The organism is Paucibacter sp. XJ19-41 (genome assembly GCF_028462495.1).
Taxonomy (GTDB): Bacteria; Pseudomonadota; Gammaproteobacteria; order Burkholderiales; family Burkholderiaceae_C; genus Roseateles_E.
Window position 1 is genome coordinate 1 of the sequence record NZ_JAQOWX010000103.1, and the last position, 20,352, is coordinate 20,352.

15 protein-coding genes and 1 pseudogene are annotated in these 20,352 nt (G+C 63.2%); 11 read left to right on the top strand and 5 right to left on the bottom strand.

From position 1 onward, the window contains the following. Positions 1-1,290: pseudogene (locus PO768_RS21830) on the top strand (hypothetical protein); the annotation flags it as partial. Between the two features lie 13 nt (positions 1,291-1,303). Here PO768_RS21830 and PO768_RS21835 read toward each other — a convergent pair. Genes PO768_RS21835 through lptF form a run of 5 tightly spaced genes read right to left on the bottom strand, consistent with a single transcriptional unit; the run spans position 1,304 to position 6,026 of the window. After that, entirely contained in the window at positions 1,304-2,446 is a 1,143-nt protein-coding gene (locus PO768_RS21835; RefSeq protein WP_272647736.1) for a pyridoxal phosphate-dependent aminotransferase, read from the bottom strand. Positions 2,447-2,465: 19 nt separating this feature from the next. Further along, entirely contained in the window at positions 2,466-3,410 is a 945-nt protein-coding gene (locus tag PO768_RS21840) for a CysB family HTH-type transcriptional regulator (protein WP_262968176.1), read from the bottom strand. Beyond that, on the bottom strand, positions 3,407-3,796 hold the full coding sequence (locus tag PO768_RS21845) for a sirohydrochlorin chelatase (RefSeq protein ID WP_272647737.1): 390 nt from the start codon (positions 3,794-3,796) through the stop codon (positions 3,407-3,409). Before PO768_RS21845 ends, PO768_RS21840 begins: the two co-directional genes overlap by 4 nt. An 8-nt stretch (positions 3,797-3,804) precedes the next feature. Then, positions 3,805-4,914, bottom strand: coding sequence for an LPS export ABC transporter permease LptG (gene lptG, locus PO768_RS21850; protein WP_272647738.1), 1,110 nt, complete (start codon positions 4,912-4,914; stop codon positions 3,805-3,807). Then, entirely contained in the window at positions 4,911-6,026 is a 1,116-nt protein-coding gene (gene lptF, locus PO768_RS21855) for an LPS export ABC transporter permease LptF (RefSeq protein WP_272647739.1), read from the bottom strand. The genes lptG and lptF overlap by 4 nt, the downstream gene beginning before the upstream one ends. 28 nt (positions 6,027-6,054) lie before the next feature. On the opposite strand from lptF, the gene PO768_RS21860 reads away from it, so the two are divergent. The 10 genes from PO768_RS21860 (at position 6,055) to PO768_RS21905 (ending at position 20,300) form a co-directional block, all read left to right on the top strand. Next, positions 6,055-7,515, top strand: coding sequence for a leucyl aminopeptidase (locus PO768_RS21860; RefSeq protein ID WP_272647740.1), 1,461 nt, complete (start codon positions 6,055-6,057; stop codon positions 7,513-7,515). Positions 7,516-7,634: 119 nt separating this feature from the next. Then, positions 7,635-8,063 carry a DNA polymerase III subunit chi gene (locus PO768_RS21865; protein ID WP_272647741.1) on the top strand — a complete coding sequence of 143 codons (429 nt, stop codon included), beginning with the start codon at positions 7,635-7,637 and terminating at the stop codon, positions 8,061-8,063. Next, positions 8,060-8,464 (top strand): hypothetical protein, encoded by a 405-nt coding sequence (locus tag PO768_RS21870; RefSeq protein ID WP_272647742.1) that lies wholly within the window; start codon positions 8,060-8,062, stop codon positions 8,462-8,464. The genes PO768_RS21865 and PO768_RS21870 overlap by 4 nt, the downstream gene beginning before the upstream one ends. 188 nt (positions 8,465-8,652) lie before the next feature. Further along, on the top strand, positions 8,653-9,795 hold the full coding sequence (locus tag PO768_RS21875) for a branched-chain amino acid ABC transporter substrate-binding protein (RefSeq protein ID WP_137940706.1): 1,143 nt from the start codon (positions 8,653-8,655) through the stop codon (positions 9,793-9,795). Positions 9,796-10,361: 566 nt separating this feature from the next. Continuing rightward, on the top strand, positions 10,362-11,750 hold the full coding sequence (locus tag PO768_RS21880) for a TIGR03013 family XrtA/PEP-CTERM system glycosyltransferase (protein ID WP_272647743.1): 1,389 nt from the start codon (positions 10,362-10,364) through the stop codon (positions 11,748-11,750). Between the two features lie 68 nt (positions 11,751-11,818). Beyond that, positions 11,819-13,927 carry an XrtA/PEP-CTERM system histidine kinase PrsK gene (gene prsK, locus PO768_RS21885; RefSeq protein WP_272647744.1) on the top strand — a complete coding sequence of 703 codons (2,109 nt, stop codon included), beginning with the start codon at positions 11,819-11,821 and terminating at the stop codon, positions 13,925-13,927. Further along, on the top strand, positions 13,924-15,288 hold the full coding sequence (prsR, locus tag PO768_RS21890; protein ID WP_272647745.1) for a PEP-CTERM-box response regulator transcription factor: 1,365 nt from the start codon (positions 13,924-13,926) through the stop codon (positions 15,286-15,288). The genes prsK and prsR overlap by 4 nt, the downstream gene beginning before the upstream one ends. Positions 15,289-15,307: 19 nt before the next feature. Then, positions 15,308-18,097 (top strand): XrtA/PEP-CTERM system TPR-repeat protein PrsT, encoded by a 2,790-nt coding sequence (gene prsT, locus PO768_RS21895; RefSeq protein ID WP_272647746.1) that lies wholly within the window; start codon positions 15,308-15,310, stop codon positions 18,095-18,097. 146 nt (positions 18,098-18,243) lie between these two features. Continuing rightward, positions 18,244-19,536, top strand: a complete 1,293-nt coding sequence (locus tag PO768_RS21900) for a GNAT family N-acetyltransferase (protein WP_272647747.1) — start codon at positions 18,244-18,246, stop codon at positions 19,534-19,536. Further along, entirely contained in the window at positions 19,533-20,300 is a 768-nt protein-coding gene (locus PO768_RS21905; protein ID WP_272647748.1) for a S1 family peptidase, read from the top strand. The genes PO768_RS21900 and PO768_RS21905 overlap by 4 nt, the downstream gene beginning before the upstream one ends. Positions 20,301-20,352 lie beyond the last annotated feature (52 nt).

Genomic DNA, 20,352 nt, shown 5'->3' on the forward strand with positions numbered 1-20,352 from the left:
GCCCGCAGCCCCAAACCCAGCCCCGCCCCGATGCTGCAGCTGGAGCCGGCCGAGGTGCTGGCGGCCGCGCCGGCCGCATCGACAGCCGCTGCAGCATCGGCGCCCGATGCGGCCACGCTGGCCCGCCTGGCCCAGCTTGAGCAGACCCTGCTGAAACTGCAAGCCGACAATCAGGCCACCCGTCAGGAGCTCAAGCTGGTCAGCCAGCGGCTGGTCGAGGCCCAGTCGGCAGGCTCGCAGGGACCTTGGGTCTACGGACTGGGGCTGCTGAGCCTGATGTTGGCGGGCAGCAGCCTGTACTTCTGGCGCAGCCGTCGCGGCGAGCAACTGTCGCAGGAATCGGCCTGGTGGGACCAGGCGCGCAGCGAGCGTGCGGCTGATCCTGTGGCGGCTGCCGAGCCGAGCAAGCCGGCAGTGCCGAGCGCCCCGGCTGTGCCGGCCGCAGCGGCCGCCCCTGCGGCGGTCGAGGTCATGTCGCACTGGGGCAGCTTGACGGCACAGGATGAACCGACCCTGGCCCTGCCCAGTCTGGCCGCTGCGGCGCCGCCCAGTCCGCAGCCGCCGGCTGTCGCTGCGCGTGAGCCGGCGCCGGAGCCGATCAGCTTCCAGCTGGTGGATGCACCACCGGCCGTCTCGCCGGTCTCGATGGCCCCGGCCAATGACGGAATCTCCACCGTCACGGTGGAGGAACTGATCGATCTGGAGCAGCAGATCGATTTCTTCATGGTGCTGGGGCAGGATGCGGCGGCGATCGAGCTGCTGGAAGGGCGTCTGCAGGGTTCGGGCGCCGAGGTGGCCCTGCCGCATCTGAAGCTGCTGGAGGTCTTGCAACGGCGCGGCGATGAGGCGGCGTTCGCGATCGCCGCCCAGCGCTATGCCGCCGCATTCGGCATCTCGGCGCCGGCCTGGGGCCCGGCCATCGGCGCCGGCGCCGGACTGCAGGCGCAGTCCTCCACGCTGGCGCGGCTGCAGGCCTGCTGGCGCGACAGCGGGGCCTGCATGGCCCTGCTGCAGCGCTTGCTGACGGGTCGGCCGCAAGGGTCAGGTCTTGACGGCGGCCTGCTTGACCTGGAAAGCTATCGCGAGCTGCTGATGCTTTACGGCGTCGCGCGCGATCTGTCCGAGCACGAGGTGCGCGGCAACGAGATCGACCTGTTCCTGCCGCTGGACACACCCGGCTCTAGCGGCATGATGGCGACGATGGCCTGGCAGCCGCCGGCCGGCCAGCGGCCGCCGCCATCGCAGGCGCTGGAGGTCGATATCTCGCTGGACGAACCCGAGCGACCCTGATCTGCGAGCCGGCTCAGAGCCCGCTCAGCTTGCTCAGGGCCAGCCTCAGGGTTTCGTCCTGCTTGGCAAAGCAGAAGCGGATGATGGGCGCGCTGCTGCCCCCGGCATAAAAGGCCGATAGCGGGATCGCGGCGACGCCGACCTCGCGCGTCAACCACTGGCAGAACTCGGCATCGCCCATCCCGCTGATGGCCGAATAGTCGACGCACTGGAAGTAGCTGCCCTGGGTGGGCAGCAGCTTGAAGCGGCTGCCGCTCAGGCCGGCCGCGAACAGATCGCGCTTGCGCTGGTAGAAGTCCGGCAGGGCCAAATAGGGGGCCGGGTCGGCCATATAAGTGGCCAGGCCGTGCTGAACCGGGGTGTTGACGGTGAACACATTGAACTGGTGCACCTTGCGGAACTCGGCCGACAGCGCCGCCGGCGCGGCCACATAGCCGACCTTCCAGCCGGTGACGTGATAGGTCTTGCCGAAGCTGGAGATCACGAAGCTGCGCGCCGCCAGCGCCGGAAAGCGCGCCACGCTTTGATGGGCCTGGTCGTCGAACACCATGTGCTCGTAGACCTCGTCGCTGATCAGCAGCACCTCGGTGCCCTCCAGCAGCGCGGCCAGCTGCCGCATCTCGGCATCGCTCCAGACGGTGGCGCTGGGGTTGTGCGGCGTGTTGATGATCAGCGCGCGGGTGCGTGGGCTGATCGCGGCGGCGATGCGCTCGAAGTCGGGGCGGAAGCTGCCCGGCGTCAGCGGCACGCGCACGATCACCCCGCCGGCCAGCTCGATATTGGGCGCATAGCTGTCGTAGCAGGGCTCCAGCACGATGACCTCGTCGCCCGGATGCACGATGGCCAGCAGGGTCGTGAAGATGGCCTGGGTGGCGCCGGCGGTGATGGTGATCTCGCTGCCGGGGTCGTAGCGGTGACGATAGAGCGCCTCGATCTTGGCCGCGACGGCTTCACGGAGCAGGGGCACGCCGGGCATCGGCGGGTACTGGTTGTGGCCGGCGGCCATCGCGCGGCCGACCGCATCGGTCAGGCGTGGATCGCAGTCGAAGTCGGGGAAGCCCTGGCCGAGGTTGACGGCCTGGTGCTGATGGGCCAGCGCCGACATGGTGCTGAAGATCGTGGTGCCCACATGGGGCAGGCGGCTTTGCAATCGCATGGTGCTCGGGGTCGGGGAGTCAAAGTCCATAGTCGCTGGTGTCGCCGCTCATCGCGCGCTCCAGCAGCTTCTTGTCGAGCCGGTCGGACAAGAGCTCGGCAAAGGCATAGACATAGTTGCGCAGATAGGCGCCGCGCTTGAAGGCGATGCGGGCGACGTTCTGGCCGAACAAATGGCCTAGCGGCCGCGACACCAGCTCGCCGCCGGGAGGGTCCTCGCGCACCGCCATCTCGGCGACGATGCCGGCACCCATGCCCAGCTTGACATAGGTCTTGATGACGTCGGAGTCGATCGCCTCCAGCACGATATTGGGCGTCAGATGGCGGGCCGCGAAGGCGCGGTCGATGCGGGTGCGGCCGGTGAAGCTGGGGTGGTAGGAGACCAGTGGCTCGGCCGCCAGCTGCTCCAGACTGACCCGTTCGACCTGGGCCAGCGCATGGCCGGCCGGCACGACCAGCACATGCTGCCATTCGTAGCAGGGCAGCGAGACCAGCTCCTCATGCTCGGACATGGCCTCGGTGGCCAGGCCGACATCGGCTGTCTCGTCGATCAGCATGCGCGCGACCTGCTCCGGGTTGCCCTGGTGCAAGCTGATATGGACCTGCGGGAACTGCCGGCGCAACTGGGCCACCGGGCCGGGCAGCACATAACGGGCCTGGGTGTGAGTGGTGGCGATCGACAGGGTGCCGGCGTCCTGCTTTGAGTACTCCTCGCCGATGCGCTTGAGATTGCCGACCTCGCGCATGATGATCTCGATCGATTTCAGCACCTGCAGGCCCGGCTCGGTGATGCGACGCAGCCGCTTGCCGTGGCGCGAGAAGATGTCGACGCCCAGTTCTTCCTCCAGCTCCAGGATAGCCTTGGAGACGCCCGGCTGCGAGGTGAACAGCGCCTTCGCAGTCTCGGTGAGGTTGAGGTTGCGGCGCGCCGCTTCCTGGACAAAGCGGAATTGATGCAGGTTCATGCGGTGGGTGCGGAGGTGAAGGCCAGGCTGGCCTCGGCCATGGCTTGCATGACGGAATCTTGTTCGCCGATGGCCGGGTGCAGCAGCCATTGAACGCCGGCATGCTGCTGGCGCAATTGCTCGACCAGTGGCGGCACGTCGCGCCGTACATGGCCTCCGCCGCCCAGGAACAGCGGCACGATATGGATGCGCCCGCAGCCCTGCTCAGCCAGTTGCTGCCCGGCCTGCGCGATGCCGGGCGACAGGAATTCCAGATAGGCCAGGCTCACCGGCATCTCGGGTCGCTGCGCGGCGATGCGGCGCGCGACCTCCTCGAAGGGGCGGGCCCAGGCCGGGTCGCGCGCACCATGGGCAAACAAAAGCATGCCGTCCATCTTGGGGTCCATTCAGCGGTTCAGCGGTAGCGCACCAGCCAGCCGAAAGCGGCCAGCGAGATGCCTAGATAGATCAGGCTGGGCGTGGCGGCCACCGCCCACGGCGTCCAGCCCTTGAGCAGGCCCAGATGGCCGGCCAGATTGTTCAGCAGCACAAAGCTGATGCCCCCCATGATGCCGCCAAAGACCTTCAGGCTGATGCCGCCGGCACGGCCGTGCAAATAGGCGAAGGGCAGGGCCAGTGCCACCATCACTAGGCAGGCAAACGGGTAGAAGGCCTTACGCCAGAACTGGATGTCATGCTGCTGGGCCGACTGCTCCTGGGCCGACAGATGCTGGGTGTAGCGGTAGAGCTCGGCGGTCGACATGGTCTTGGCCGGCAGCAGGGCGGCGCTGATCACATTGATGGTCAGGCCGCTGGGCCAGTCCAACGTGGGCAGTGTCTGTTCGCTCACCTTGGGGGTGCCGTCCGGCGCCGACTGCCAGCGGGTTTGCAGGACCTCGCTGAGGCGCCAGACGCCATTGGGCTCGACCTTGGCGCTGGCTGCTTCGGTGCGCGACAGCAGGCCACCCTGGGCATCGAACTCGAAGATGCGCACCTTGTCCAGCTCGCCCGGCGCCTTGGCGCGCTGCACATTGACCGAATAGCTGCGCTCGACACCGCCGATCTGCTGCTTGTCCTTGAGCCAGGCGCTGTTGCCGCTGCGGGCGACACCGCCGGTCAGCCGGGCGCGCTGCTGCTCGGCCTGGCGCTCGAACTGCGGGGCCACATAGTCGCCCACCACAAAGGTCAGCGCCGCAAAGCCCAGAGCCAGCGTGGTCAGCAGGCTCAGCGCGCGGCCGGGGCCCAGGCCGCCGGTGCGCAAGATCGTGAACTCGCTGGACTGGGCCATGCGGGCCAGCGAGTAGATGCTGCCGATCAGCACCGCGATCGGGAACAGCTCGTAGAAATGGCCCGGCTGTTCCAGCAGGGACAGCCAGGCGGCCTGGCCGGCACCGATGCCGCGGCGGCCCAGGCGGTCGAGTTCGTCGACAAAGTCGATGAAGTAGAACAGCGACAGGAAGGCCAGCACGACGAACAGCACCGAGCCCAGGATGTCACGGTAGAGCAGGCTGCGGACGGTTCTCATGCGGCCGCCCCCTTGACCGGCCGCGTGCGTCTGGGCAGCAGCAGACGGTTGCCCTGGTCGCGCAGCCACAGCAGGGACAGTGCGATGAAGAGGGCACCGCCGTGCACGGTGGCCAGCGCGCCGCCCATGCCCATGCGCCCGGCGGCGACCCAGGACTGCGACAGATTGATCAGATTGAAATAGACCACAAAGCTCAGCAGGGCGAACAGCAGGTTCCAGTTATTGGCTCGGCGCGGGTTGGCGGCCGACATGCCTATGCCCAGCAGCACCATATTGACCGCGCCCAGCGCGATGCCCAGGCGCCAGGTCAGCTCGCCGCGCTGGCGCAGATTGGCGCTGCGCAGCAGGTCCAGCGTGTCCATGGCCTTGGGCGGCAGGGCTTCGACCGAGCGCATCACCTGGCTGTCGGCCAGCAGCCGGTAGCGCTCGAAACGGGCCAGGCTCTTCTCGCCGCTCTGCCGGTTCATCTCGTTGCGCTGACCCTGCTCCAGCACCAGGTAGCGGTCGCCGTCCTCCAGTTCGATATGGCCTTTGTGCGAGGTCGTGACCGACTCGCTGTGTTCGGTGTTGCTGAGGATGAAGACATTGCGGCCGACCCGGCCGCCATTGCCGGCATCGCTGTCGCGGTCGATGAAAAAGACCCGGGAGCCGTCTCGCGAGCTCTGGAACTGGCCCGGCGCGACGCGCGAGAGATCCGAGCGTTTCTCGTAGCTCTCCTTGAGTTGGGCGCTGTTGCGGTTGCCCCAGGGCCAGACCACCAGCACCAGCGCGAGGATCACGATCAGCACCGGCCAGGCGGTGCGCAGCACCGGCTTGACGAAGCGCGACAGCCCGATGCCGCTGGCGAACCAGATCGTCATCTCGGACTCGCGGTACATGCGGCCCAGGGTCGCGACGATGGCGACGAACAGCGACAGGCTGAGCATGGTCGGCAGATGGCCCAGGGCGGCATAGCCCATCAGCAGCAGCACGTCCTGCGGCGCCACGCTGCCGCCAGCCGCCTGGCCGAGGGTGCGGATCAGCATCATGGTCAGGACGATGGTCAGGATGACCACGAGGGTCACGCCGAAGCTGCGCGCCAGCTCTTTGCGTACGGTGGAATCGAATAACATCCGGGCACTTTATTTATTCCACGACATTATGGACTTCCGTACTCAGTCTGCATCCCTGGACGCGTTGGCCGGCGTCAACGCCGATGCTTTGATCCTGCTGGTCGGCGGCGATACCGTGCCGGCTGGGTTGGATGCCAGCGTCGCGGCGGCGCTCAAGGACGCGATCAAGCTCGGCGATTTCGAGCTGAAGGCCGGCAAGACGCTGGTGCTGCAGCGCGTGGCCGGCGTCAAGGCGCCGCGCCTGGTGCTGGCCGCCATCGGCAAGCCCTCGGTCAAGGCCGCCCGTGCGGCCGTGCTGGCGGCGGTGACGGCGCTGAAGAGCCGCGGCGCCGCGCACGCCGCTGTGGCGTTTGCCGGTATCGAAGGCCTCAGCGAAAGCCTGGTCGAACAGACCGTGCTGGCGGCCGCCGAAGCGCTCTATCTGTACCGCAACACCAAGCCCAGCGCGGCCAAGCCGGCGGCGCTGGACAAGCTGACCCTGCTGGCCGACAAGGCCGACGCAAAGACGGTCAAGACCGGGCTGGCGCGCGGCGAAGCCATCGCTGCCGGCATTGCGGTGGCGCGCGAGGCTGCCAATCTGCCGCCGAACTATGCAACGCCGACCTATTTGGCCGAGCAGACCAAGGCCCTGGGCCGCAGCCATGGCATCAAGGTCGAGGTGCTGGACCAGAAGGCGGTCGAGAAACTGGGCATGGGCAGCTTCCTGTCGGTGGCCAAGGGCTCGGACGAGCCGCTGCGTTTCATTGTGGCCCGCTATGAGGGCGCGGCCAAGACGGTGGCGCCGGTGGTGCTGGTCGGCAAGGGCATCACCTTCGACTCGGGCGGTATCTCGCTGAAGCCGGGCGCCGGCATGGACGAGATGAAGTTCGATATGGGGGGCGCGGCCAGCGTGCTGGGCACGCTGCGCGCGGTGGCCGAACTCAAGCCCAAGCTGAATCTGGTGGTCATCATCGCGGCCTGCGAGAACATGCCCAGCGCCCGTGCGGTCAAGCCGGGCGATGTCGTGACCTCGATGTCGGGCCAGACCATCGAGATCCTGAACACCGATGCGGAAGGCCGCCTGATCCTGTGCGATGCGCTGACCTATGCAGAGCGCTTCAAGCCGGCGGTGGTGGTGGATGTGGCCACACTGACCGGTGCCTGCGTGATCGCACTGGGCGGCGTGCGCAGCGGCATGTATGCCAGCGACGACGAGTTGGCGGCTTCGCTGTCGGCCGCTGGCGAGGCGGCGCTCGATCCCTGCTGGCGCATGCCGCTGGACGATGAGTACGAAGAGGGTCTGAAGAGCAATTTCGCCGATGTGGCCAATGTGGCCGGTCGCGAGGGCGGCTCGATCACGGCGGCCAAGTTCCTGCAGCGCTTCGCTTCGAAGTACCGCTGGGGTCACCTGGACATCGCCGGCACGGCCTGGAAGGGCGGCGGTGCCAAGGGCAGCACTGGCCGTCCGGTCGGTCTGCTGACGCATTTCGTGCTGTCGCAGGCGCGTTGATGCGGATGGTTCGGGGCGAGCCGGCATGACCGCTGTCAGCTTCTACACCCATGTGCCGGAGCGCCTGAGCTATCTGTGCCGCNAGGCGCGTTGATGCGGATGGTTCGGGGCGAGCCGGCATGACCGCTGTCAGCTTCTACACCCATGTGCCGGAGCGCCTGAGCTATCTGTGCCGCCTGCTGCGCAAGGCGCAGCAGAGCGGCGCCAAGGTGGCGGTGGTCGGCCCGGCCCCGCTGCTTGACCGGCTGGATGCCGCGCTGTGGAGCTTCGAGCCGACCGAGTTTGTGCCGCATCTGCGCTGGCGCGGCGCGGCCCAGCCTGGTCTGCTTGCCGCCACACCGATCGTGCTTGCCGAGCGGGCCGGCGAGCAGCCGCATCGCGAGGTCTTGCTGAACCTGGGCCCCGATCTGCCCGAAGACTTCGAGCAGTTCCAGCGTGTGCTGGAGGTGGTGTCGCGCGAGCCCGAGCAGGTGCAAGCGGGCCGCCAGCGCTTCAAGAGCTACAAGGCCAGGGGCCACGAGGTCACGCATCACGAGGTCGGCGCTTGAGTCCGCATCCGCCACGCGTCGTACCGACGCTGACCGAGGTGCTGGACGAGGGCAGTTGGCAGCCCATGCCGCCAGCTACCAGCGTTGAGTCGGCCCTTGGTGAAGTGGATTTCGAGCTGGACCTCGGATTTCCGGCAGCGCTGTCAGTGTCGCCGCCTCGCGCCGAGCCGGAATCTCCAGACGAGGTGGCGGACCGCTTGCGAGAGGCCTTGAGACCGTCGCTGAATCAGGACCTTGATCAGTGGCTGGAACACAGCCTGCGCGCGACGCTGGAGCGGGCGACCGCGCAGCTGCATGAGTCCCTGATGCTGGAGTTGCGGCAGCAACTGGCGCCGCGTCTGGAGCAGATGGTGGAGCGCGCTGTACAGGACTGGCTGCAGCGCGAGCGCCGGGGCGGCTAGCTCGGCGACCCTGTCAACCACGGCCGGGAATCCGCGTTCTGGCAAGGCTGAGTTCGAATTCAATCTGTGGCCAAACCCGCTCCCAGGCCCGCGCTTTCCCCATGGAGAAGCGTTCTGATTTCGGTTATGTTCCTTGGGTTGATATCTCAACAGCAATAGCTCTCCTTCTTCCAACTCGGAGGTAATTCATGCAAGTTAAGTTGAATGTGATTGTTGGCGCGGTCGCTGTGGTGCTGAGCGGCACCGCGATGTCGCAAGAGCTGGTCGTCAAGATCGGCCATGTCGGCCCGACCAGCGGCGCGATTGCCCACCTGGGCAAGGACAATGAGTTGGGCGCCCGCATGGCCATCGATGATCTGAACGCCAAGGGCGTGACCATCGGCGGCAAGAAGGCCAAGTTCGAGCTGCTGGCCGAAGACGATGCCGGCGATCCGAAGCAGGGCACGGCCGCAGCACAGAAGCTGATGGACTCCAAGGTCAACGGCGTGATCGGCCACCTGAACTCGGGCACCTCGATCCCGGCTTCCAAGGTCTATAGCGATGCTGGCGTGCCGCAGATCTCGCCCTCGGCGACCAACCCCAAGTTCACCCGCAATGGCTACAAGACTGCCTTCCGCGTCGTGGCCGATGACGTGCATCTGGGTGGCACGCTGGGCAAGTACGCCGTCAAGGAACTCAAGGGCAAGTCGATCGCGGTGATCGATGACCGCACGGCCTACGGCCAGGGTGTGGCCGACGAGTTCGAAAAGGGCGTCAAGGGCGCGGGCGGCAAGGTCGTCGGTCGCGAGTTCACCAATGACAAGGCCACGGACTTCACCGCCATCCTGACCTCCCTGAAGGCCAAGAAGCCCGATGTGGTCTTCTTCGGCGGCATGGATGCGGTGGCCGGCCCGATGCTGCGCCAGATGAAGCAGCTGGGCATCGAAGCCAAGTTCATGGGCGGCGACGGCATCTGCTCGGGCGAGCTGCCCAAGCTGGCAGCCGGCACGATGGCCGACAACCAGGTGGTGTGCGCCGAAGCCGGTGGCGTTGAGGGCGAGTCCAAGAAGTCGATGGACGATTTCAAGGCCAAGTTCAAGGCCAAGTACAAGGCTGATGTGCAGATCTACGCACCTTACGTCTATGACTCGGTCAATGTGATGGTCGATGCCATGGTCAAGGCCGGTTCGGCCGAGCCCGCAAAGTACCTGCCGGTGCTGGCCAAGACGGACGGTTACAAGGGCGTGACCGGCACGATCTCCTTCGATAACAAGGGCGACATCAAGAATGGCGCGCTGACCCTGTTCACCTACAAGGCCGGTGCCCGTCAGCAAATCGCTGTCGTGCGTTAAGCGAGTCCCGCTCAGGCCATCGTCGTTTTTCGGCACTGAGCCCAAGCGCCCACTTCGGTGGGCGCTTTTTTGTTGCCCGTAGGCGAGTGTTGTTCGGTGCGAGGCTCCGCAATGGTGCGAGCTTGTGCAATACGCACGCGGCAGGCCAGCCGCCATGTCAGCGGCTCATCCAAATGCGTTCTACTGCGTCACTGGCAGGTTCAGGTCACCGTCAGTGCCTCGAAGTCGACTGGTTTTTGAACGCTTGTTTGCCTGCGCTGTCGGGGGTGGGGATCAGGGTTTGGCAGTCAAGATCAGTTCCCCGCTTTCAAGGACAGCGCACCCTTTAAACGGGGGGCTTTCAAGAGAGGGTCAGGCGGGCATGATTCGGGCGCAATGCGGATTTCCGATTTCGGCCTGCCAGGCAGTTCGGGTCCCGTTCGGTTCGAGATGGGTGGCTAGAAAGGCCGCATATACCGAGCCAGGGCAGCCGGCAGGCAGTTCCTCAATGACGGCAAGCCGTTTCTTGAGGCAGGCGGAAATCAAACTCGGAAGCGGTATCCAGCGCACGAGTCCAGCGATTGGGGATGAGCATGGTTCGAATATTCAATCACTATTTGCATCGGCGCACGCTGCTTCAGGTTTTCTTCGATCTTGGCTTGATCATCGTGGCGGTGTTCGCCGTGGTGTTGAGTCAGGGCGAGGGCGCCGGTCAGGTCATCCCATTCGCGGCCTCCCAAGGTCTGTCGCTGGCTGGTTGCGTGTTTGTGATCAATTCGGCTACGGGTTTTTACCAGCATGTGCACAACCGCTCGGTGACCGAGTCCTGCGCACGTGGCTTGCTGGCCTTGCTGGTGGCGCTGCCGCTGGCTTACGGGATTTTCAGTTTTCTGCCGACCAGTGCGGACAACCGCGATTTGATGACGTTTGCGGCCATGGCATCAGTTGCCGCCGTTTTGGTGCATCGGGTCTATGCCGCACATTCTGTGTCCCAATCGCAGACCAAGACAAAGATCCTGATCTTCGGTTCCGGTGAGGCGGCCAAGACCGTGGGTCACACGCTCCGGGCTGCGGATCCTCATGCCCAGATCGTCGGTTACTTTGCCGGTCCGAATGAGGTCGAGCCGGCCGTGCCTCGCTCGCAACTGATTGAGGCTCAGGGCAGCTTGACCGAAACGGCCTTGCGCCTGGGGGTCGACGAAATTGTCGTGGCCTTGTCGGAGCGTCGCGGTGGCAGCATGCCTCTGCGGCAGTTGCTGGATTGCAAGCTCTATGGCGTTCGTGTCGTCGACATCGCCACCTACTTTGAAAAGACCCTGGCTCAGATCAAGATCAGCCATGTCAATGCCGGCTGGCTTATCTTTGGTGACGGTTTCAACCAAGGGGTGATTCGTACTGCCGTGAAGCGCAGTTTTGATCTGGTTTTCTCTGCCCTGATCCTGCTGCTGGCCGCGCCCATCATGCTGGTTACGGCGGTGATGGTGGCATTCGAATCTCGCGGCCCGATTTTCTATCGCCAGGAGCGCGTCGGGCTGAACGGCGAGGTGTTCAAGGTCATCAAATTCCGCAGCATGCGTACCGATGCCGAGAAAGACGGCAAGCCGCGTTGGGCCAGCGTCAATGATGACCGCGTGACGCGCGTGGGCCGATTCATTCGCCGGGTTCGCATCGATGAACTGCCTCAGTTGATCAATGTGCTGAAGGGCGAGATGAGCTTGGTCGGCCCGCGGCCCGAGCGCCAGTATTTTGTCGACGAACTGGTCGCGCAAGTTCCTTATTTCGCGGTACGCCATAGCGTCAAGCCCGGCGTTACCGGCTGGGCGCAGGTTCGTTACGAGTATGGATCCACGGTCGAGGATTCGGTCGAGAAGCTGCAGTACGACCTCTACTACGTAAAGAACCACACCTTGTTCCTTGATCTGCTGATCATGTTGGAAACGGTGGCGGTTGTGCTGACGGGCAAGGGTGCCCGCTGATCCCCGGTCGAGTTGGCGGCACGATGCCGCCCGTCGGCTCCGCCTGATCACGCATGATTGAATAAGGCATGCTAGCCGGGGAATTCGATATCAGCCTGCTGTCCTACGGGCTGGCTTGTCTGTGCTACGTAGGCCTCTTCACACTCTATGCGGGGCGCTTGTGGCGTATTGGTGAGCGCCTGACTCCCGCAAATTGGTTCTTCTGTGCTGCTTTGCTTACCAGCGCGGCATGGGCTTGTATCGGGCTGGCTTCTCACTATCCTTCCTGGCAACGGCTGGGTGACCTGACGCTTTCGGTTGCCGACATCCTGCGTTATGGTCTCTGGTTCGGCTTCATCCTGCTGCTGTTGCGACCGGCATCGGCCGAGCGTTCGCAGCGCGCCTTGCCCTTTGTCGCGGGCGCGGCTTTGCTGCTCGCCCTGAGTTTGCAGGTGATTCAGGAGTTCGGTGACTATCAAGTGTCCGAGCTAGAGCGTCCCGTCGCATTTTCCGGCTTGGCTCTCGCTGTGGTGGGCCTGATGCTGGTCGAGCAGTTGCTGCGCAGCATCAAGGGCGATGCTCGCTGGAGCGCCAAGCCCGTTTGCCTCGCCTTGGGCGCGCTCTTCATTTTCGACCTCTATACCTACTCCCAGGCCGCGCTATTCAGGCAATTTGATGGCGATGCAGTCGGCATACGTCCGGCGGTACATGCGATTGCCGTACCCCTGCTGTTCATTGCCTCGCGTCGCCACAAGGATTGGTTGTCCAAGTTGCATGTTTCGCGCGCAGCGGTGTTCCATTCGGCGACCCTGCTGATTGCGGGCGCCTACCTATTGCTCGTCTCGGCGGTCGGTTACTACGTTCGCTACACCGGTGGCAATTGGGGGCGCGCCTTGCAGATGGCGCTGATGGTGGTCGGTCTGCTGGCCTTGGTGATGGTGCTGCTCTCGGGCGCGATGCGAGCCAAGCTGCGTGTCTATATCAGCAAGAACTTCTTCAGCTATCGCTATGACTATCGCGAGGAGTGGCTTCGTTTCACGGCGATGCTCTCGTCTCAGAGTTCGCCGCAGGAGCTGGGTATTTCGGTGATCAAGGGCTTGGCCAATCTGGTCGAAAGTCCCTCAGGCACCTTGTGGCTACGGCATGGCGTGCAGGCCGAGTACTCGCAGTCGGCGCACTGGAATATGCCGGCGCGCAGCGAGCGCGAGCCGTCCGATTCGCCGCTGGCGCAGTTCCTTTGCCAGCGTCACTGGATCGTCGATTTCGACGAGCTGCGTCGCACGCCGCAAAGCTATCCCGGCTTTGAATGCCCGGCTTGGTTGCTTGAGGATGCGCGCTGCTGGCTGCTGGTGCCCCTGGTGGTCGGTACCGAGCTGATCGGTTTCGTGCTGCTCGGCCGACCCCGCACGCCCTTGGAGCTCAACTGGGAGGTGCGCGACCTGTTGCGTACGGCGAGCAGCCAGGCCTCCAGCTACCTGGCCCAGATGCAGGCCACCGAGGCGCTGCTGGAGGCGCGAAAGTTCGATGCTTTCAACCGCATGTCGGCCTTTGTGGTGCATGACCTGAAGAACATCGTGACCCAGCTGTCTTTGATGATGAAAAATGCTCGCCGGCTGCGCGACAACCCGGAGTTCCAGGAAGACATGCTGGCCACGGTCGAGAACTCGTTGGAGAAGATGCGTCAGCTGATGCTGCAGTTGCGTGAAGGGGAGTCTCCCCATGGCCTGTCGCGCGGGGTGGACCTGGCGCCGATTGCACGACGCCTTGCTGCCGCTGCCCAGAGCAAGGGGCGGGAGTTGCAGCTGGATATTCAGGCTGCGGCAAGCACCCGCGGCCATGAGGAGCGGGTCGAACGGGTCATCGGTCATGCGGTGCAGAATGCCTTTGATGCCACCCCCGAGCAGGGCCGGGTGTGGCTGCAACTGAACGTCGAGGGCAGTTATGCGCGCATCGAGGTGGGCGACACCGGTTGCGGCATGTCCGAGGAGTTCATCCGCACCCGTTTGTTCAAGCCCTTTCAGACCACCAAATCCAGCGGCATGGGCATCGGCGCGTTCGAGAGTTTTCAGTACCTGAACGAACTCGGAGGCAAGATCAACGTGGACAGTGAAGTCGACCGCGGCACCAAAATTACCATCTTGCTACCTCTGTTCCGCGCCTCGCAAGCCTCGGACCTGGGTATGCTCGGCGCCAAATGACAACACCCCGGCAACAACCGCTGCTGATCGTCGAAGACGATCTGGCCTTGCAGAAACAGATCAAATGGTCGCTCGATGGTTTCGAGTCGGTGCTGGCCGACGATGGCCCGTCGGCACTGCTGCAGTTTCGGCGTCACTCGCCCGCCGTGGTCACGATGGATCTGGGCCTGCCGCCCGATCAGGACTCGGTGACCGAGGGCTTCAAGCTGCTGGAGAAGATGCTGGAGCTCGACCCCGGCGTCAAGGTCATTGTGCTGACCGGCCAGAACGACCAGAGCAATGCCCTGCGAGCCATACGTCTTGGCGCCTACGACTTCCTGGCCAAGCCGGTCGATCCCGATGTGCTGAGCTTGACGGTCGAGCGCGCCTATCGGCTCTACGAGTTGCAGCAGGAGAACAAGCGCCTGCAGACCCAGCAGCAGAGCGAGGCGCTGGGTGGCTTGGTCACACGCGATGCGCAGATGCAGAAGCTGTGCCGCACGATTGAGAAAGTAGCGCCCAGCGATGCGACCGTGCTGCTGCTCGGCGAGAGCGGGACCGGCAAAGAGTTGCTCGCCCAGGGGCTGCACGATGCCTCCAAGCGCAAAGGTCGCTTCGTCGCGATCAACTGCGCGGCCATTCCCGAGAATCTGCTGGAAAGCGAGCTGTTCGGCTATGAGCGCGGCGCGTTCACCGGTGCCAACAAGACGACCATCGGCAAGATCGAGACGGCCAATGGCGGCACCTTGATGCTGGACGAGATCGGCGATCTTCCCCATGCCTTGCAAGCCAAGCTGCTGCGTTTCCTGCAGCAGCGCACCGTGGAGCGGGTGGGCGGTCGGCAGGAGATTGCCATCGATGTTCGCGTCGTCGGCGCCACTCACCAGGACCTGAAGCAACTGATTGCCGAGGGGCGTTTCCGCGAGGATCTTTACTACCGCCTAGCCGAGATCGTGATCGAGATTCCGCCGCTGCGCCAGCGCCAGGGCGACGCAGTGCTGTTGTGTCACTCTTTTTTGCGGCGTTATGCGGCCGAGCAGCGCCGCAGCCAGCTGAGCCTCAGTGAGGAGGCGGTCCGCATGATCGAGGCCTACCACTGGCCGGGCAACGTCCGTGAGTTGCAGAATCTGATGAAGCGCGCGGCCATCATGGCCGATGGCGATCGCCTGACCGGGGAAGACCTCGGCTTGCCGCAGCCCGTCAACGACGCCGATGAGGCGATGGCGACCCTGGATCTGCGTACCGTCCGAGAGCGTGCCGAGCGCGCTGCGGTCGTGACGGCGCTGGCGCGTGCCGATGGCAGCATCGTCAAGGCCTCCGAGATACTGGGCGTGAGTCGCCCGACCTTGTACGACTTGATGAGCAGGCTTCAGATCAAATGACGCCCTCCGGGAGGTCGAAATGAACGTCGTACACGTAACTCAACGCACTTGCGTAGGCACGAAGGAGCTGGCAGCGTGGCTGGTTGCCCTGTCGATGGCGGGCTGTTTCAGTGATTCTCCGGAGCAGCTACTCGCTTCGGCCAAGAGCCATCTGGAAGGGAAGGATCGCAAGGCAGCGGTGATACAACTGAAAAATGCTCTGCAGGCCAACGCCAATCTGGCTGAGGCGCGTTTTCTGTTAGGCAAGATCTTGCTTGAAAACGGCGACGTCGAAGGGGCAGCGATCGAGTTGAGCAAAGCGCGCGACTCGGGTTACGCTCATGATGAACTTCGCGCCCTGCTGGGGCGCACTCTCTTTCAGCAAGGCCAACTGGACAAGTTGCAGGCCGAGTATGGTCAAGCTGAGCTGGCGACGCCCGAGGCCATGGCTGATCTGCAAGCAACCCTGGCATCCGCCTACGCAATGCGTGGGAAGTTGGTTGAGGCCCGGGCCACAATTGATAAAGCACTGAAGCTGGACGCCGGCAGCCTGCGAGTCCAACTGGTACACATCCGATTGCTGGCGAGCGATGGCGGAGTCGTGACTGCGCTGCCAGTCCTGGAACGGGTGCTCGGCAAGCAGGCTGGTAGCGCAGAGGCTTGGCAGCTCATGGGTGAGTTCCAGGCCCTCATAGGCCGTACGGAAGAAGCGATCCTGGCGTTCCGAGAGTCATTGAAGCTGGACAATAGCAATGTTGCTGCCCACACGGGCCTGCTGTCTCTGCTCACAACCAAACGTGATCGCGAAGCCGTCGCAAGCGCGCTCGCGGACTTCAAAGCGAGGCTGCCGAATCACCCGCAATTGCGTCTGTTCATGGCCAGTCAGGCGATGGAAGCCGGGGATCTGAAAACTGCGCGGGAGTACGTACAAGTCTTGCTGAAGGGGGCGCCGGATGACGGGCGAGTGCAGTTCCTCGCAGGTGCCATTGAGTTTCGAGGTGGGGCCTTGGTGCAGGCCGAGAGTCATCTGAGCAAGGCGCTTCGGGTCGCGCCCAATGCCAGGCGGGTCAGGTTGCTGCTCGCTCGAACCCATCTGCGTTCCGGCGAGGCCGCCAAGGCGTTGAACGTGCTGCGGTTTGCAATCGATGGCGGCAAGGCCGATGCCGACATCTTTGCCGCTGCCGCCGAAGCGCATTTCCAGCTAGGCAATGCTGAGCTCGCCGAAGGCTATCTACGACAAGCGGTCAAGTTGAATCCTCAGGACGCTCGCAGTCGGACGGCCTTGGCCGTCGCCAGTATTGGCAAAGGTCGCGGCGATCAGGGCTTCGATGAATTACGTGCCATATCGGAGGAGGACAGCGGCACGACGGCGGATCTGGCCCTGATCAGCACCTTGATGCGCAGGGGCGAAGCAGAGAAAGCTCTGAAAGCGATCGATGCACTTGAGCTCAAGCAACCCACCAAGCCGCTGGCGCAGATGCTGCGCGGCGGTGTGGAAATCAAACGCGGCAATCAGACTCAGGCACGGGCGGCCTTTGAGGCGGCCTTGAAGGTCGATCCGGTATATTTTCCAGCGGTAAGCAGTCTGGCCTCAATGGATGTCGCAGACAAGAAGCCTGAACTCGCCGTCAAGCGTTTCGAGGACCTACTGGAGAAGGATCCCTGGCATGAGCAGGCCCAGATGGCCATCGTCGGTCTGCGGGCCCAGGCAGGCGCCCCGGCAAACGAACTCGTTGATTTGTTGACCAAGGCGGTCAAGAAAAATCCCGATGCCTTGGCACCTCGGGTGGCTCTGGTGCGATTGCAACTCGAGCGCAAGGACGTCAAGTTGGCGTTAGCGACAGTACAAGAGGGCGTGGCAGCATCGCCGGACAGCCCCGAATTGCATGAGTTGCTCGGGCGGGTGCAGATGGTGTCCGGCGAAAACAATCAGGCGCTCGCCGCTTTCAACAAGATGGCCGCACTGCAGCCAACATCGCCACAGCCCTTTATGCGCATGGCTGAGTTGTACATGGCCAACAAGGATACTGCGGCAGCTGTGCAAAGCCTTAAAAGAGCGCTCAGTGTCAAAGCGGACTTCGCGCCAGCGCGTGCCGCGCTGGTTGCCCTGGATATGGCTGCAGGAAGAGTTACCGAAGCTCGTATTCAGATACGCGCGATGCAGAAGCAAAGCCCTCAGGATCCGCGCGCTTACGAACTGGAGGGAGATCTTGAAACCCAGCAAAAGAACTGGCCCAAAGCCGTGGCCGCTTATCGTGCGAATTTTGATATCCGCGCACAAACCGATTCAGCGATCAAGTTGCATCGCAGTTTGATCATGAGCGGTAAACGTACTGAAGCCACAACCTTTGAGGCGACCTGGCGAAAGAGGAATCCCGGCGACAGTGCCTTCGTTTTCTACCTCGGAGATAGTGCGCTGTTGCGGTCTGACCATGGTCAAGCCTTGGGCCATTACCGGGATGTTCTCAAGCTTCAGCCGGATAATGCAGCTGCCAACAACAATATTGCTTGGCTCTTGCATAAGACAAAGAGATCCGGTGCCTTGGCTTATGCGGAGAAGGCCAATCGCTTGCGCCCGGATCACCCGGCCTTTCTTGACACGCTGGCGGAGATCCATGCCAGCGAGGGCGATCTGAACAAGGCGTTGGAACTGCAGAAGCAGGCTGTAGCACTGGCGCCGCAGCAGCACATGCACCGTCTTCATCTGGCTCGCTACTACATAAAAACCGGACAGAAGAACGAAGCGCGTGGCGAACTTTTGCGCCTTGCCGCCTTGGGGGATAAGTTCGACCAAGCGTCAGAGGTGAAGAGGCTGCAAGCCGAACTATGAGCGAGACGTCATCCTGCTTGTGATGAATGCCCGGCGCTGCTAGCCTAGGTAAAGACAGTCTTGTCTGGAGTGGGGCACGGCAACTTGTGTCACGGGGTCGTGCGATCAGGGAATACGGCGAGACGAACGCCAACGGAGAAATTGGCATGGCTCATATGCATCGATCCAGCTTCAAGAAGAAAGTCCATCAAAGCCTGCGACGTCTGTTTGGTGCGCTTCCGAGCCGGCTTCGCTTCGCAATCTATCGCTGGATGGCCCAATGTGATCCCGAGCCCGATCAACGCCTAGTGCTGAAAATAGCGCAGACCCAGCTTGAACTTGAAGCTTGTTTTCGGATCCTTCACGATGCTTATGTGGCCAGCGGCTTTATGAAAGCCGACCCCAGCGGTATGCGCATCACCAAGTACCATGCGCTTCCCACCACCACAACGCTGTGCGCTCTTTATGACGGCCGCGTAGTGGGCACGATTTCGATGATACGCGAGGGTGTATTTGGCTTCCCGATGCAGTCGGTGTTCGATCTTGAACAGGTACGAGCCAAAGGTGGGCAGATCGCCGAGATCTCCGCGCTTGCCGTGCATCCCGACTTTCGCAAGACCGGGGGAGCGATCTTGTTTCCCCTCATGAAGTTCATGCACGAGTATTGCACCGAATACTTCGATACCCGACATCTGGTGATCGCGGTCAATCCGGAGAAGATTGAGCTTTACGAAGCCTTGCTGTTTTTCGAGCGGCTGCAAGAAAAGGTGGTCGATAACTACGACTTTGCGAATGGTGCCCCGGCAGTCGGGGCGACGCTGGATCTTAAGCATGCCTCCGATGTCTTTCGAGCTGGCTACCGCGGCAGGCCGGCCCACAAGAATCTGCACAAGTACTTCTTTGCATTGAAGCTGCCAAATATTCAGCGGCCTCACCGTCGCTACTACACGACCAACGACCCCGTGATGACGCCAGCCCTGCTGGATCACTTCTTTAACAAGACCAGTCGCTTGTTCGAGAATCTAGATGATCGAAGCAAGTCTCTGCTTTGGTCGATTTACAGCATGGCGGAGTACCGCGGTGTCTTGCCCATGCTCAGCGGCATGGCAATCGATGCTCATCCCTTGCGTCGACACCAGCGATACACGATACGCTGCCCGGCCGTCGCGCGCTTTGCTGGTCCGTCGGGCGAGCGCTCGTTTGTGCTCGATGTCATCGAGGTCTCCTTATCTGGCTTTCAGGCTGAAAGCAAGTTGGACTTACCGCAGGATGTGCCGGGCGCTGCGGTGATCGATTTGGGCGAGGGGGAGCGATCGAATCTGGTGGTGACTGCAGTCCGGCGCAAGCTTACCGATGGCGGTACCTTCTATGGCTTCAAGCTCGATGAACCTGACCCGGGCTGGCGGCGGTTTGTGGCGGCCTTAGAGGTGGGGTTGACTTCGGGGGATCTGCTGCAATGAGCAAGATGCCGCGTTGGTTGCTAGCGTGTGCGCTTGTTGTTGTTTCGGGTCTTTCTGCAAGCGTGGTTCACGCAGATCTTCCCGACACGGTGGCACGTATGAAGCCATCCGTGGTTTTGGTAGGTAGCTATTCGGCAACTGACAGTCCGCGCTTCGGTTTTCGCGGCTCTGGCTTCGTTGTTGGCAATGGCAATTTTGCCGTGACCAATGCCCACGTACTGCCCGATCTGGGGGCAGGCGGCGGGGGGCGGCAACTTGCCGTTCAAGTCTGGACCGCCTCTCGGCAATGGAGTTTGCGCCTGGCCACTGTCGAGTTCTTGGATCGCGCCCATGATTTGGCGCTATTGAGTTTTGAAGGGCCTGGTGCGCCGCCTACCGTGCTGGCCAAGAATGGTCCCCGCGAAGGCGCTGCCGTCGCTTTCATGGGCTTTCCACTGGGAGGTGCTCTGGGCTTCTCTCACGTCACTCATCGTGCGACCGTCTCGGCCTTGAGTCCGGTCGCTTTACCTGCCCCCACAGCAGGCGCACTGAACGCTCGCAACATCTCTCAGTTGCGCGCCGGTGCATTCAATATTATTCAGCTCGATGGCACGGCGTATCCAGGCAACAGCGGCGGGCCGGTGTTCGATCCGGAAACCGGCGATGTCGTTGGAGTGATCAATATGGTGCTGCTCAAAGGAACCAAGGAGTCGGCACTCTCTCATCCCTCTGGTATCAGCTACGCCATCCCTGTTGAGGCAGTTGAGCGCCTGCTCGGGCGCTGAGCGGCGTCGATGTGAATCGCCCCGGGTTTCGAGGAGGCTCCAACTGTAGAGA